The 14,265-nt window shown below is 74.9% G+C and carries 13 protein-coding genes; 7 read left to right on the top strand and 6 right to left on the bottom strand.

The window, feature by feature from the left end; genetic code table 11:
* Window position 1 precedes the first annotated feature (1 nt).
* Window positions 2–874 carry an SGNH/GDSL hydrolase family protein gene (locus IE244_RS14075; protein ID WP_191873852.1) on the bottom strand — a complete coding sequence of 291 codons (873 nt, stop codon included), beginning with the start codon at window positions 872–874 and terminating at the stop codon, window positions 2–4.
* Window positions 875–1,237: 363 nt separating this feature from the next.
* On the opposite strand from IE244_RS14075, the gene IE244_RS14070 reads away from it, so the two are divergent.
* Together IE244_RS14070 and IE244_RS14065 are read left to right on the top strand one after the other, a co-directional pair.
* Window positions 1,238–2,227 carry an NAD-dependent epimerase/dehydratase family protein gene (locus IE244_RS14070; protein ID WP_191873851.1) on the top strand — a complete coding sequence of 330 codons (990 nt, stop codon included), beginning with the start codon at window positions 1,238–1,240 and terminating at the stop codon, window positions 2,225–2,227.
* A gap of 86 nt (window positions 2,228–2,313) precedes the next feature.
* On the top strand, window positions 2,314–2,619 hold the full coding sequence (locus tag IE244_RS14065; protein ID WP_191873850.1) for a hypothetical protein: 306 nt from the start codon (window positions 2,314–2,316) through the stop codon (window positions 2,617–2,619).
* Between the two features lie 4 nt (window positions 2,620–2,623).
* Here the strand turns inward: IE244_RS14065 and IE244_RS14060 are convergent, their stop codons facing one another.
* The gene (locus tag IE244_RS14060; protein ID WP_191873849.1) at window positions 2,624–3,736 is read right to left on the bottom strand and encodes a sensor histidine kinase; all 1,113 of its coding nucleotides are present in this window, start codon (window positions 3,734–3,736) and stop codon (window positions 2,624–2,626) included.
* Between the two features lie 2 nt (window positions 3,737–3,738).
* Window positions 3,739–4,470, bottom strand: coding sequence for a response regulator transcription factor (locus IE244_RS14055; RefSeq protein WP_191873848.1), 732 nt, complete (start codon window positions 4,468–4,470; stop codon window positions 3,739–3,741).
* A gap of 111 nt (window positions 4,471–4,581) precedes the next feature.
* On the opposite strand from IE244_RS14055, the gene IE244_RS14050 reads away from it, so the two are divergent.
* The 3 genes from IE244_RS14050 to IE244_RS14040 are packed head-to-tail and all read left to right on the top strand — an operon-like array spanning window position 4,582 to window position 6,649.
* The gene (locus tag IE244_RS14050) at window positions 4,582–5,274 is read left to right on the top strand and encodes a glycosyltransferase family 2 protein (RefSeq protein ID WP_031161388.1); all 693 of its coding nucleotides are present in this window, start codon (window positions 4,582–4,584) and stop codon (window positions 5,272–5,274) included.
* The gene (locus IE244_RS14045) at window positions 5,271–5,888 is read left to right on the top strand and encodes a TIGR04282 family arsenosugar biosynthesis glycosyltransferase (RefSeq protein ID WP_191873847.1); all 618 of its coding nucleotides are present in this window, start codon (window positions 5,271–5,273) and stop codon (window positions 5,886–5,888) included. The genes IE244_RS14050 and IE244_RS14045 overlap by 4 nt, the downstream gene beginning before the upstream one ends.
* Window positions 5,885–6,649 carry a class I SAM-dependent methyltransferase gene (locus IE244_RS14040; protein ID WP_229854090.1) on the top strand — a complete coding sequence of 255 codons (765 nt, stop codon included), beginning with the start codon at window positions 5,885–5,887 and terminating at the stop codon, window positions 6,647–6,649. The genes IE244_RS14045 and IE244_RS14040 overlap by 4 nt, the downstream gene beginning before the upstream one ends.
* 313 nt (window positions 6,650–6,962) lie before the next feature.
* Here IE244_RS14040 and IE244_RS14035 read toward each other — a convergent pair whose 3' ends face one another.
* Window positions 6,963–8,195, bottom strand: coding sequence for a molybdopterin-dependent oxidoreductase (locus tag IE244_RS14035; RefSeq protein ID WP_191873846.1), 1,233 nt, complete (start codon window positions 8,193–8,195; stop codon window positions 6,963–6,965).
* 113 nt (window positions 8,196–8,308) lie between these two features.
* On the opposite strand from IE244_RS14035, the gene IE244_RS14030 reads away from it, so the two are divergent.
* On the top strand, window positions 8,309–9,799 hold the full coding sequence (locus IE244_RS14030) for a hypothetical protein (RefSeq protein WP_191873845.1): 1,491 nt from the start codon (window positions 8,309–8,311) through the stop codon (window positions 9,797–9,799).
* A gap of 53 nt (window positions 9,800–9,852) precedes the next feature.
* Here IE244_RS14030 and IE244_RS14025 read toward each other — a convergent pair whose 3' ends face one another.
* Window positions 9,853–10,338: a DUF6083 domain-containing protein gene (locus tag IE244_RS14025; protein ID WP_191873844.1), complete on the bottom strand. Its 486-nt coding sequence runs from the start codon at window positions 10,336–10,338 to the stop codon at window positions 9,853–9,855.
* Window positions 10,339–10,646: 308 nt separating this feature from the next.
* Here IE244_RS14025 and IE244_RS14020 point away from each other — a divergent pair, with 308 nt between their 5' ends.
* Window positions 10,647–13,817, top strand: a complete 3,171-nt coding sequence (locus IE244_RS14020) for an amidohydrolase family protein (RefSeq protein WP_191873843.1) — start codon at window positions 10,647–10,649, stop codon at window positions 13,815–13,817.
* Here the strand turns inward: IE244_RS14020 and IE244_RS14015 are convergent.
* Window positions 13,814–14,257 (bottom strand): DNA-binding protein, encoded by a 444-nt coding sequence (locus IE244_RS14015; RefSeq protein WP_191873842.1) that lies wholly within the window; start codon window positions 14,255–14,257, stop codon window positions 13,814–13,816. The genes IE244_RS14020 and IE244_RS14015 overlap by 4 nt on opposite strands.
* Window positions 14,258–14,265 lie beyond the last annotated feature (8 nt).

Here is a 14,265-nt window from a genome sequence, read left to right as displayed (position 1 = left end):
GTCAGTCGAGGCCGAGCACGCTCATCGTGCGCTGGGCCATGCGCTGCTCGCCGAGCGCGTTGGGGTGGACGGGGACGATGTTCTGCCCGAAGAGGAGCGGCTCGATCCACCGGGTGCCGACGGCCTGGCACGCGTCGTGGCCCTCGGACGCCTGCGAGAAGTCGACGTACGTGGTCCCGCTCTCCTCGGCGGCGCGCTGGACCACGGCGTTGAGATGGGCCTGCAGGGCGTGCAGGTAGGGCACGTCACCGGAGGCGACCGGCAGCTGGGCGAAGCAGGACGGGTCGGCCTTGGCCGGGGTGATCCACGGATAGCCGAGCACCGCCACCCGGGCGCCCGGGGCCTTGGCCCGGACGGCGCGCAGCGCGGCCTTCAGCGCGGGATAGGTGTGGGTGTCGATCGCGTCGTCGAAGGAGCTGCCGTAGGTGTCCTTGCAGGGGCTGCCCTTGCCTGCGCTGAGGACGCCCGCGGTGCCGCAGGCGAGCATGGCGTTGATGAAGGTGCCGTTGTCGTTGCCGCCGATCGTGAGCGTCACCAGGTCGGTGTGCGCGGTGACCGCGTCCGCCTGCGGGGCGAGACCGGGGTACTGCGACTGGGTGAAGTCCTTCGTCTGGGCGGCGCCGCAGGTGACGTCCGTGAGCCGGGCGCCGGTGCGGGCGGCGAGCACGTGGGGGTAGTTGGCCGTGGAGCGCAGGCAGAGGAGGTTGCCGGTGTCGACGGGCAGGACACCCGAGGCGGCGCTGTAACTGTCGCCGAGGGCGGCGTAGTTCAGGGAAGTCGTGGCGTGGGCGGGGACGGCGGTGACGCCGAGGGCCAGCGCGCCGGCGAGTGCGGAGGTCGCGGCGATGGCACGGCGCAGGGCGGGCAGGGACATGTGCTCCCTCTTCTCGGGGTGGGGACACGGATCAGGCGGGCATGACGGAGCCCGCGTGAACTGGTGCACGAGAATGCGGCTCGGAGCAGCGGAACGTACCGGCCGTCGGGAGGTGGGCGCGCGTGCATCCACGGCTACGGCCGCGAAGTGGGGGATCGCGGGATTACCGCTGGGTACTACCGATAGGTAATGTGCGGGTGCGGCACGGCGGAGTCAACGTTGCCGACAGGAATTCTTGAAACACCTACAGAACGATCCGGTCCGTCAACCGGCCTTTCCCGGTGCCCCGACCACTCCTTACGGAGCCATGACGCGGTGGCCGCGTCGCCCGGTCGCGGTGCCGTGCGCGTCTAGCGTGGCCGTATGCGTGTACTGGTCACCGGCGGTGCCGGTTTCATCGGGTCCCATGTCGTCGAGGCGCTGCGGGCGAGCGGGCACGAGCCGCTCGTGTACGACGTCCGGACCGATCCGGGCGCCGACGTGCGCGACCGCGCGGCGGTCGCCCGCGCCCTGTCCGGCGTGGACGCGGTCTGTCACCAGGCGGCCATGGTGGGCCTCGGCAACGGCGTCGCGGACGCGGCCGAGTACGTCTCCCGCAACGACCTGGGCACCGCGGTCCTGCTCGCCGCGATGGCCGAGGCGGGCGTAGGGCGGCTGGTGCTGGCCGGGTCGATGGTGGTGTACGGCGAGGGCCGCTACGACTGCCCCCAGCACGGTGTCGTACGCCCCGGGCCGCGGGCCGCGGCCGACCTGGAGGCGGGCCGCTTCGAACCGCCCTGTCCGCGCTGCGGCGCCCCGCTCGTCCCCGGCCTGGTCGCCGAGGACGCCCCGACCGACCCGCGCAACGTCTACGCCTCGACCAAGCTCGCCCAGGAGCACCTGTCGGCCGCCTGGGCCCGTGCCACGGACGGTACGGCGATCTCGCTGCGCTACCACAACGTGTACGGCCCCGGGATGCCCCGTGACACCCCGTACGCCGGCGTCGCCTCGTTCTTCCGCTCGGCCCTCGAACGCGGCGACGCGCCGCGGGTGTTCGAGGACGGCCGGCAGCGGCGGGACTTCGTCCACGTACGGGACGTGGCCGCGGCCAACGTCATCGCGCTGGAGGCCGCGCCGCGCCCCGGGACCCTCACGGCGTACAACACCGGCAGCGGCGAGCCGCACACGGTCGGCGATCTCGCCCGCGCCCTGTCCGCCGCCCACGGCGGCCCGCAGCCGGTCGTGACCGGTGAGTACCGCCTGGGCGACGTCCGCCACATCACGGCGGACTCCTCCCGGCTGCGCGCGGAACTCGGCTGGAAGCCGGAGGTGGACTTCGCGGAGGGAATGCAGGAGTTCACGCGAACGCACTGAGCGTGTCCGCCCCCGCGGGGCGGCCACGCCGCCGATCATGGCGTTGCTCCGCATGACGTTCGCACGAACCAGTCGAAAGGACAGCCATGTCGCGACGGATCCTGAGGCCGACCCGCGCCCAGGTCGCAGCGCTGCTCACCGCACCCCTGCTCGGCGTGGGCCTGCTCGCCCCGTCGGCCTTCGCTGACGCACCGCCGCCCGGACAGAGGGTCGACAGCGGCGAGGTCATCGGCAGGGTCTGCCGGCAGGCGGGCGCGGACCCCGAGGAGGGTTCGGGTCTGTCCTGCGAGAAGGACATCGCGCCGCTCCTGTCGCGTCTCATCGGCCCCGGGAGCGGGATCACCTGCCGGAGCCAGTCCGCGACCGACATCGTCTGCCGCCCGGAGAAGTGACGGCTCACACCTCGGCCGTCGGCAGGGTCACCTCGAAGCGGCAGCCGCCCGGAATGTTGCGGACGCTCGCCCGGCCCTGATGGGCCTCGACGATACCCCGTACGATCGCCAGCCCCAGCCCCGCCCCGGCGGGCGGGGTCCGGGCGTCGGTGCCACGCCAGCCGGTGTCGAAGACGCGGGGCAGGTCCTCCTCCGGGATGCCGCCGCAGCCGTCCGTCACCGACAGCACCACACCGTGCGGGCCCCGTTCGGCGGCGACCGCGACCGTGCCGTCGGCCGGTGTCCGGCGGATGGCGTTCACCAGCAGGTTCCCCAGCACGCGACTCATCTCCTTGCCGTCCACCTCCACCGGCACGGGTTCGACGCGGTCGCCCACCAGCCGGACCCCGTGTTCCCGGGCGAGCGGGTCGGCTCCGGCCAGCGCGTCGCCGACCAGGTCGTACAGGGAGATCCGGGCGGGGCTCAGCGGGAGGGTGCCCGCGTGGATGCGGGAGAGTTCGAAGAGGTCGCCGACCATGTCGTTGAGCCGTTCGACCTCGGTGCGGATCTGCCGGAGATAGCGGTCGGGGTCGGCGGCCACGCCGTCCTCCAGCGCCTCCGCCATGGCGCGCAGGCCGGCCAGCGGGGTGCGCAGGTCGTGCGAGATCCAGGCGACCAGCTCGCGCCGGGACTTCTCCAGCGCCCGCTCCCGCTCCCGGGATTCGGCGAGCCGGGCGCTGGTGGCCGCCAGCTCGCGGCTGAGGGCGTCCAGTTCGGCGGTGGCCGGGCCGTGCGGGGCGGCGAAGGCCCCGGCGTCGCCGAACGAGCGGGCCGCGTCGGTGAGTTCGCGGCTGCGGGCGACGACCCAGCGGCCCAGCAGCAGCGCGGTGACCAGGGAGACCACGGCCGCCATCGCGACGACGGTCGTGACCACGGTCAGGTCGTGCCGGGAGAGGAACATCGCCCAGGCGACGGCGAGCGTACCGGCGAGCATCGCGACGACGCCGACCGCCGCGACCACGGCCAGGGAAGCGGTCAGCGAGCGGCGCCGGATCAGGCGCAGCGCGCCCGCTCCCGCGGCCCCCGCGGCCGCGGCGCCGGCGAAGGCGTAGAGGGCGATGAGCAGGGTGTCACGCATGGTCAGTGCACCGCCCCGGCGGGCTCGAAGCGGTAGCCCACGCCCCACACGGTCTGGATGAGCCGGGGCCGGGCCGGGTCGTCCTCGACCTTGCCGCGCAGCCGGCGGACATGGACGGTGACGGTCGACAGGTCGCCGAAGTCCCAGCCCCAGACCTCGCGCATCAGGTCCTCGCGGCTGAAGGCCCGGCCGGGGTGCCGCAGGAAGAAGGCGAGCAGGTCGAACTCCCGGAGGGTGAGGGCGAGTTCATTGCCGTCCTTGGTGGCCCTGCGGGCGTCGGGGTCGACCGTCAGTCCGGCCGCGGCCAGCCGGTACCCGGTGCTGGAGGGGCGGCTGCGGCGCAGCACCGACTCCACGCGCAGGACGAGTTCACGGGGGCTGAAGGGCTTGGTGACATAGTCGTCGGCGCCGACCTCCAGGCCCAGGATGCGGTCGTCCTCGTCGCCGCGGGCGGTGAGCATGATGACCGGCACGGGACCACGGTCCCGCATCCGCCGGCACACCTCCAGGCCGTCCATGCCGGGCAGCATCAGGTCGAGCACCACCAGGTCGGGCCGGTGCGCGGCGGCGCGGGTGAGGGCGGTCGGACCGTCGTCGGCGCGGTCGACCAGATAGCCGGCGCGGTGCAGATATCCGGCGACGACCTCGGCGACGGTCGGGTCGTCGTCCACGACCAGGATCCGGGCCGTCTCACCTGCGGACTCGGCCTCGTGGGGCTCGTACAGCGGTTGCATGCCTCCAGCCTCGCACCGCGCCGCCCCCGCCGCCGGGCCGCGGTCCGGGCGTCCGCGTTTCGTAAGGACCATGGGTCCCCTATGTCTGATTTGCGTTCGTAGGGTGAAACCGTGACGACCACTTCCACGGACGTCGACGTGGTGCTGCCCTGCCTGGACGAGGCCGAGGCCCTGCCCTGGGTGCTCGGCCGGATCCCGGCCGGCTGGCGCGCCCTCGTCGTCGACAACGGTTCCACCGACGGCTCCCCCGACATCGCCCGCTCGCTCGGCGCGACGGTGGTGCACGAGCCGCGGCGCGGCTTCGGCGCCGCCTGCCACGCCGGTCTGACGGCGGCCACGGGCGACATCGTGTGCTTCTGCGACTGCGACGCCTCGCTCGATCCCTCGCTGCTCCTGCCGTTCGTGCGGGAGATCCGCGACGGCGCGGCCGACCTGGTCCTCGGCCGGCGGCGCCCCGAGGGCCGGGGTGCCTGGCCCGCGCACGCCCGCGCGGGCAACCTGGCGCTGGCGCGGATGCTGCGCCGCCGTACCGGGCTGCGCCTGCACGATCTGGGGCCGCTGCGCGCCGCCCGCCGCGAACCGCTGCTCGCACTCGGCCTCACCGACCGGCGCAGCGGTTATCCGCTGCAGATGGTCGTCCGAGCGGCCGACGCCGGCTGGCGCATCGCCGAACACGACGTTCCCTACCGGCCGCGCACCGGCGCCTCGAAGGTGACGGGCACCTGGCGCGGCACCTGGCAGGCGGTGCGGGACATGAGCCGCGTGCTGGCCGAGACCCCGGCCGACGGGAGGCCCGTACGGTGACCACGCTTCTCGTCATCGCCAAGGAGCCGCTGCCGGGGCGGGTCAAGACCCGGCTCACCCCGCCGTTCACCCGCCGGGAGGCGGCCCAGCTCGCGGAGGCGGCCCTCGCGGACACCCTGCACGCGGTGGCGGCGGCTCCCGCGACCCGCCGGGTTCTCGTCCTGGACGGGGCGCCGGGACCGTGGCTGCCGCCCGGTTTCGAGGTACTGCCCCAGTGCGCGGGCGGCCTGGACGAGCGGCTGGCGGACGCCTTCGCCCGCTGCTTCGGCCCGGCGCTGCTCATCGGCATGGACACACCGCAGGTGACGCCGGAACTGCTCACCGTGGACTTCACGGACTGCGACGCGTACCTGGGTGCCGCCGAGGACGGCGGATTCTGGGCGCTGGGCCTGGCCGAGCCCGCCCCCGCGCTGCTGCGGGGCGTGCCCATGTCGACGCCCGTGACCGGCGCCGTACAGCGCGAGCGGCTGCTGGCCGCCGGGTTGCGGGTGCGTGAGCTGCCCCGGCTGCGGGACGTCGACACCGCCGCCGACGCCCGCGCCGTCGCCGCGCTCGCCCCGCACGGCAGGTTCGCCGCGCGGCTGGCCCGCTGCACACCGGTCGCCCCGCGGTGAGCGGCCAGACCGCCGCCCGCGTCGCCTGGGCGGCCGCCGACCCCTACGCGACCGCGCTGCGCACCGGCCGGGGCCCGCTGTTCCTGCGCCGCGCCGACGGCTGGCTGCTGCCGCTGGAGGTGGAGCGCTGGTGCGCCGACGCGGACGCGGTGGACCGGGCGGTGCTGGACCGCTGCGAGGGCGCCGTGCTGGACGTCGGCTGCGGCCCGGGCCGGCTGGTCGCGGAGCTGGCCGCCCGGGGCCGTACCGTGCTGGGCATCGACGTCAGCGAGGCCGCCGTCGACCAGACGGTGCGGCTCGGCGGGCAGGCGCTGCGGCGCTCGGTCTTCGAACCGCTGCCCGGCGAGGGCCGCTGGGACACCGTGCTGCTCATGGACGGCAACATCGGCATCGGCGGGGAACCGTCCGTGCTGCTGGAGCGGGTGGCGGCGCTGCTGCGCCCGGGCGGGCTGCTGATCGCCGAGACCGTGCCCGGCCACGTGGACGAACGCGCCCGGGTCCAGGTGGTCGGCACCGTCGGCGCCCCGCGGGCCGACGGCGCGCCGTTCCCCTGGGCGCGGCTCGGCACGCCGGCCCTGCTGCGGTACGCGCGCAGGGCCGGCTGGCGGCCGGTGGCTCAGTGGGGCGCGGGCGGCCGGTGCTTCGCCGCCCTGCGCACGCGCCGGGCGAGCAGCAGCGCCGAACCGCCGAAGAGCACGGCGGTGATCAGCAGCCAGCGGGCGAGGAAGCCGTCCGGGGAGAGGCCGGTGGCCGACCGGTAACGCCGGTCCGCCATGCCGCTGATCAGCGGGAACCAGACCAGCAGGAGCAGCCCGGACAGCACCGCCGGGACGCGGACGTACAGCGTCCGGTCGCGCCGTCCGGCCGCTCCCAGCCCGCGCACGACCGCCCGGTCGGCCGCCGTGTACAGCGGCAGCAGGACGAGGTCGTGCAGCAGGGCGGCGCCCACGATCCACAGCGCCACGCCGAACCAGTCACCGGCGAACAGCCGGATCCCGGCGTACGCGGCGAGCGCGAACGAGCAGGCCAGCAGCAGGAGTTGAAAGGGACTGCCCAGGCGCGGACGAGGCGGCATCACAGGTCTCCGAAGGTCAGCCGGGCCACCCATTTGGTGTTGAGCACACCGGGTGCCGCGGGGACGATGATCCGCGCGGGGTGGCCGTGGTCGGGGGACAGTTCCTCGCCGTTGACGTACAGGGCGAGCAGGGAGCGCCCGTCGGCCACCTGGTTGGCGCGCAGGGCCGCGCGGCGGAAGGCCCCGTGCCGTTGCAGGGACTCCACGAGCACGTCCGGCGGATCACCGTCGTACCCCACGAGCGCCGCGAGGTCCCGTAGCCGCACACCACGCCACCACTGGTCGGCGGTCGACCAGCCCTCCACGCAGGCGATCGGCAACGACGCGCTGTGCTGCGGCAGCCGGAGCAGCTGGGCGCGGCTGAGCCGCACGGTCGTGGTGCGGCCGGTGACGACGAGCCGCCAGGCGTCCTCGTGGGTGTCGGCCGCCGTGATGCCGGCGTAGGCGGCGGTCTTGTTGATCTGGAAGCCGTTCGGGCCGCCGCCGGGGTCGGCCGTGCCGTGCGGCGCGAGCAGGGCCGTCCGGCGGAAGGGGCCGCCGAGGCTCTGCCCGACCGTGGTCAGGAACAGCAGCAGGGAACCCCCGCCGACCAGTCCCAGCGCGCCGCGCCGGGAGACGGTGGGCGCCGCGGGACGCGGCGGGACCAGGTCGTCGCTCTCCTGCCGCCGGCCGCGCACGGTGCGCACCGCGGCCGGTGTCTTGAGCGCCGCGTGGGCCAGGAACGCGGCGAAGAACACCCACGCGCCGTAGAAGTGGAGCGGGTAGAAGGAGCCGGGGAAGACATAGTCCAGCTGGACGTTGAGGATCCCGGTGGTGAACTCGAACAGTCCGCCCCCGACCAGCAGCACCAGGGAGATCCGCTCCAGCGCGTGCGCGAGGGAGCGGGCCGGAGGGAGGGTGAACAGCCTCGGCACCACCGACCACAGCTTGGCCAGCAGCACGGGGACGAGGGTGATGCCGAGCGTCACGTGGACGCCCTGGGTGAGCCGGTACAGCCACACCGGGTCCGTGGGCCAGGCGAAGAGGTAGAAGCCCAGGACGCCCTTGTCCGGTGTCTGGTCGTTCACCCGGGCCAGGCCCGGGTTGTAGGCGGCGTACGACACCAGTCCGGTCACGAAGAGCACGGTGATGCCGACGAGCAGGACGAGGCCGAGCACCGAGGTGAACCAGGGGCCGCGCAGCGGGCTGCGCCAGAAACCTGGGGAAGTGGGAAGCCGGGGATGGTCGCGCATGTCACGACCGTAGGCCGGTGCACCCCCGCAAAGGGGTCCGTGACCGGTGACGAAACGCTGACGTCCTGCCCGGACGGCGGCCGATCGCCGATCTCCCGCCCTAGCGTTCCGGTGTGACCCGATCTCTTCGCCGCGACCTGTACGCCGCCGGTGCCGCCGTCCTGCTCGTGACGGCGGCCGTCGTCGTCGGCCGGCACATCCAGGACACCCGACACACCCTGTTCGTGCACTGGCCGCCCGTGCTGGCCGAGTGGGATCCGCACATCGGTCCGGGCACCCCGGCGGCCCTGGCGGTGGCGGCGGCTCTCGTGGCGTACGGTCCCGCCGTCGCGGCCCGGCTGCCCTGGCGGGGCCTGCTCGCGGCGGCGTGGGCGAGCGCCCTGGCCTGGATCCTGTCCCTCGCCCTGATCGACGGCTGGCACCAGGGTGTGGCGGTCCGGCTGACCACCCGTGAGGAGTACCTCCGGGTGATCGGCCGCTTCCACGACATCCCTGCGACGCTGCGGGACTTCACGCATCACATCGTCAGCGGCACCCCTCACCCCTGGCCCGCCCATGTCGCCGGCCATCCGCCGGCCGCCACGCTGACCTTCGTCCTGCTGGACCGGATCGGGCTGCGCGGCGGTGGCTGGGCCGGGATGTGGTGCGTCACCGTCGGCGCGACGGGATGCGTGGCCGTGCTGATCGCGATCCGCGCGCTCGCCGACGAGACCCTCGCGCGCCGGGCCGCGCCGTTCCTGGTGCTCGCCCCGGCCGCGGTGTGGCAGGGCACCTCCGCCGACGGCTACTTCGCGGCCGTCGCCGCCTGGGCCCTGGCGCTGTTCGCCCTGGCGCTGACCCGGCGGTCCCACGGGTACGCGGCGGCCTCAGGCCTGCTCTTCGGCCTGACCTGCTACCTCTCCTACGGCCTCACGCTCTTCGCGCTCATCGGCGCGGCGGTGCTCGCGCTCGCCCGCTCCGGTCTGCGCCAACGCCCCGCGCTCCTCGTGTCCCTGCTCGCCGGACTGGCCGTGCTCCCGGTGGCCTTCGGCCTCGCCGGCTTCGACTGGTGGACCGCCTACCACCTCCTGGTCACGCGCTACTACCAGGGTGTCGGCGGCACCCGCCCCTACGGCTACTGGATCTGGGCCAACCTCGCCTGTACGGCCCTCATCACCGGTCCGGCCACCGCGGCGGGGCTGCGCCGGACGACGGCGGCGCTGCTCCCCCGCACCGGTCTGCGACCTCCAGCGGCCGCGCTCCACTCGACCGGCGCCCGACGTGCCGCGTCACCGTCCCCCGGGCCGCTGCCGACGACCGGCCCTCAGCGCCCCGCCGCCCCGCTTGCCGAGTCCACCTCCCAGGCCTGCGCGGCTCCGCTCCCGGCCACCGGCCGCCGGCGCCCCGTGGAAGCGCGGCTGGCCCTCCTCGTCTCCGCCGCGCTGCTCGCCCTGCTGGTGGCCGACCTGTCCGGGATGAGCAAGGCGGAGACGGAACGCATCTGGCTGCCGTTCGCCCTGTGGCTCCTGCCGGCCTGCGCACTCCTCCCCCATCCCCGCGCCTGGCTCACCGCCCAGGCCGTACTGGCCCTGCTCCTCAACCACCTGTTGCTGACGGGCTGGTGAGCCGGGGTTCCCGGTGCCCGGTGCCGCGCACGGACCGCCTCCGCGCGCCGGTCTCAGCCGGCATCGGGCAGCGCCGTGGGGCCGCTCTCCTCGTCCGCTCTCCGCCGTGCCCTGCCGGCGTTCTCCGTCCGGACCTCGGTCAGCCAGCGCCAGGGCCGGATCTCGTCCAGGCTGAGCCCCGGACAGGCCAGGTGGTGCGGGATGCGGCACCGGGCGCCGGGCAGGGGCTCCTCGGATCCGCCGTTCCACGCCACCCCGTTGCTGTCGACGTGCCAGCGGTGCCCGCCGGGAACCAGGTGGGCGGGCAGCACGAGGCCGGGTTCGAGGAGCACGTGCTGACCCGTGTAGGTGGGGCGCCGCTCACCGGCCAGACCGCAGTGCGGGCACCGCGGCGGGCTGGGCGGTTCCGGACCGATGGCTCCGTCGAGGGCCGCTTGGGCGCGGTCCGCGTTCTCCCATGAGCGGGGCGCGCCGGGGAGCGGCTGCCGCTGCTCGTCGGAACCGGCCAACGGGATGATGCTGTCGTCGTATACCCCCATGGGCGCCAGCATCCCTGCCCGGAGGGCATCCCAGCAGGGCGCGACGAGGGCGCACCGGGAGCAGACCGGCCGTCCGGTCCGGCCGAGGCCGGTGTCCGTGGCCGAGGGTGAAGCACCCGTCGAGGTGCTGGAGGCGCCGCCGGCCGCTGCCGCGCGCCCCGCTCCGGGGTGACACCGCGTGACCACCGTACCGTCCGGGCGTTGCGCTGGGTGTGGGAGGGGCCGGTGTGGCCGAATCGCGTACTGGTGCGGGGCGTACCGCTGCCACTTCGCTGAACGGAAGCGGCAGGAAGGGCAGGGGACAGGGTATGGACTTCGGCAGCGTCGACCGGCGCCGGTTCCTCGGGACGGCTGCGGCAGGGCTGGTCACCGCCGTCTCGCCGCAGCCGGCGGGGGCGCGGGAAGCGGCGGACGGGGCCGGTGCGCCGGCCGGCCGCACCCAGCGGTACCTCACCTACACGCGGATGACCGGGGGTTCGGTCACCGCCGGCCGGGCCGGCGGTGCGCTGATCGCCGAGGTGCAGGGGGTGTTGTGGCGGGTGCCCCGGGACGGCGGAAGGGCCGAGCAGGTGACGGGCTGGGAGCTGGAGGCGACGCGTCCCGCCGTGTCGCCCGACGGGAAGAGCCTGGCCGTGTGCGGCTATCGCGGGGGCGGTTTCCATCTGTGGACGCTGCGGCCGGACGGCGGCGGACTGCGGCAGGTGACGGACGGGCCCTGGGACGACCGCGGTGTCGCCTGGTCGCCGGACGGCACCCGCCTGGCGTTCTCGTCCGAACGCGGCGGCGACGCCACGGCCGGCGCCTCCTACGGGCTGTGCGTGCTGGACGTGGCCGACGGCCGGCCGCGCCGGCTCACCGGCGGGGACTACGAGGACTTCGATCCGGCCTGGTCGGCGGATGGCCGGTCGCTGGTGTGCGTGCGCGCCGCCCACACACCGGGCGGCGGCAACGACGGCGGACTGGCGCTGGTCCGGGTACCGGCCGCGGGAGGCCCTGCCGAGGTACTGCGCACGGTGACCGCGGGCCGGCTGCTGTGCCCGTCGGTGTCGCCCTCGGGGCGGATCGCGTATGTGCGGCTGGCCGGCGCGGCGGCCCCGGGGCTGCCGGCCGACGCGTCGCTGCTGATGGTCGACGGGGAGGTCGTCACGGCGGACGAGGACCTGGCGGCCGCTCCGCCGTGCTGGCTGAGCGAGGACGAGTTGCTGTACGTCGGTGACGGGCGGATCCGCATCCGCTCTCTCGGCGGCTCCTCCGTGCGGGAGGTGCCGTTCGCCGCCCGCATGCCGGTGCCCGGTCCGTCCCGGATCCGTCGACGTCGTCCGCTCGCACCGGAGCGGCAGCTGCCGGTGCGCGGTCTGCACCGGCCGGCCCTGTCCCCCGACGGCCGCAGTGTGGCGTTCGTGGCGCTGAACGCGCTGTGGCTGATGCCGGTCGGGGGCGCTGCGCGCAAGCTGCTGCAGGCGGCCGACGTCCATCTGCTGCAGATGCCGGGGTGGGCGCCGGACGGGGGCAGCCTGCTGTACTGCACGGACCAGGACGGGCTGGTGGCCGTACGCCGCCGCCACCTGGACAGCGGCGCCGACGAGCCGTTGACCGAGGGCGGCCGGCTGTATCCCGCGCTGTCCCCGGACGGCACCCGCCTGGCCTGCCAGGACCTCACGGGGAACCTGCTGCTGCGCACCCTGGCCACGGGCGCCGAGCAGCGGCTGGCCCGGCCGCTGGCCACCGACGGGCCGCCCGGCGCCCCCAGTTGGTCACCCGACGGCCGCTACCTGGCCTTCTGCGACCGCAACCGGCTCAACCAGCGGTTCCGCGAGGGCTACCACCTCATCCGTGTCATCGACACCCGTACCGGCGGCGAACGCCGCCATCTGCCCGCCGAGCACCAGTCGCTGTCCGACCGGGTGGCCGCCGGGCCGGTGTGGTCCCCCGACGGCCGTTGGATGGCGTTGGTGGCCGAGTCGGCGCTGTGGCTGCTGCCCGTGACGGCCGACGGCACACCGGCGGGTCCGGCACGCCGGCTCACCGACGAGCCGGCCGACCACCCCAGCTGGTCCGCGGACTCCGGCACGCTCCTCTATCTCTCCGCCGGCCGGCTGCGCCGGCTCTCCGTCCCCACGGCACGGGCCCGCACCCTCCCGCTCCGGCTGCCCACCGGGCGCACCGCGGGCGCCTCCGCCGAGCCGCTGCGGATCCACGCGGGTCAGCTGTGGGACGCCACCGGCGCGCCGCCACGGCACGACGTGGACATCCTCGTCACCGGCAAGCGGATCACCGCGGTCGAGCCGCACCGCGCCCGCCGGCCCGGCCACCGCTCTCTCGACGCCTCGGACCGGACCGTCCTGCCCGGCCTGTTCGACAGCCACACCCACCCCTATGCGGCCACCTACGGTGCCCGGCAGAGCCTCACGGCGCTCGCGTACGGCATCACGACCACGGCCTGTCTCGGCGGTCCGCTCTACGACGCCGTCCGGCTGCGCGAGGCGGCCGCCTCGGGGGATCTGCTCGGTCCGCGGCAGCTCGCCTGCGCCGAACTCGTCGACGGCGCCCGCACGGCGTACAGCATGGGCCGCGCCCACCGCACCGGCGAGGGGGTCCGGCGCACGCTCCGGCGCGCCACCGCGCTGGACGTGGACTTCGTCAAGACCTATGTGCGCGCATCCGGCGAGGTCATGGCCGAGGCGGCCGAGGCCGCCCACGCTCTGGGGGTGCCCAGCGGCAGCCATCTGTGCGCCCCGGGCCGGGCGGCGGGCCAGGACCTGACGACCCATCTGCAGGCCACCCAGCGCCTGGAGTACGGGCATGCCGTCACCCCGCTCGGCCGGATCGGCCAGGATCTGGTGCAGCAGTACGCCGACGGCTCCTTCGCCCTGATCATCACGCCGTTCAGCGCGCAGATCCTGCTCGACGCCGATCCGCGGCTGGCCGAGGACCCGCGCGTGACGCGCCTCATGCCGCCCTGGGACGCCGCCGCCGTCCGCGAACACGCCCGGACCGCGCCCACCGACGCACAACGGCGGGCCCTGGCCACCGAGATGGCGGACTACCGGCGGCTGGCGGCGGACGGCGCCCGTGTCGCCCTGGGCACCGACGCGCCCCTGGTCCCGGTCGGTCTCTCCCTGCATCTGGCGCTGCGCGCGCTGCACGCCCACGGCTTCACGCCCGACGAGGCCCTGCACAGCGCGACCACCGTGCCGGCCCGCCTGTTCGGCCTGGACGCCGACCTCGGGACGGTGGAGGAGGGCAGGATCGCCGACCTGACGATCGTGGCCGGCGACCCGTTCTCCGACTTCGGCACCCTCGTCGACATCCCGGTCGTGGTGCGCGAGGGAGTGCCCCACGCGCAGGGCGACCTGACGTCCGCGCACCGGCCGGACGCGGCAGCCGGGCAGGCGCCTCCCCGCGGCATGACATGGCTGGAGGTGGCCGGTCACCTCCGGCGGGGCTCGTGCTGCCTTCCTGGTCCGGACGGCGTCTAGGAGGTTTCGTCCTCGGTGGCGGTGCGGCTGGCCAGTCGTTCGTAGCGCTGCCTGGCGGCCTGGGGAGTGCCGAGCCCCAGGCCGAAGGCGATCTCGGGCCAGGTCATGCCCCGGCCCCTCGCCATCTCCAGGAGCCCGGTCTCCAGTTCGTCCATCTCCGCCCGCACCAGCGGGACGAGGCTCAGCGCGGCCGTGATGTCGGCGTGATCCACCTCCGGCTCCCCGTCTTCGGGCAGCGCGGCCCCGCTGAGCAGGAACGTCACAAGCCTGACGGCCTCGTGCGGCGCGAGGAGCGTCGGATTCGTCTGCCGCCGCCGTTGCTCGTCCGTCGCGGCGTGCCGCTCGGCGATGCGGAACAGCGAGGCGTAGACCCGTTGGGCACGGGCCTGCTCGGGCTGCGGGGGTGTGAAGGGATCGGTGGGTTCAGTGGTCGATGACATGTCACCAG

Origin of the sequence: Streptomyces filipinensis (assembly GCF_014649495.1) — a bacterium.
Lineage (GTDB): Bacteria > Actinomycetota > Actinomycetes > Streptomycetales > Streptomycetaceae > Streptomyces > Streptomyces filipinensis.
This window is presented reverse-complemented; position numbering and strand designations above follow the sequence as displayed.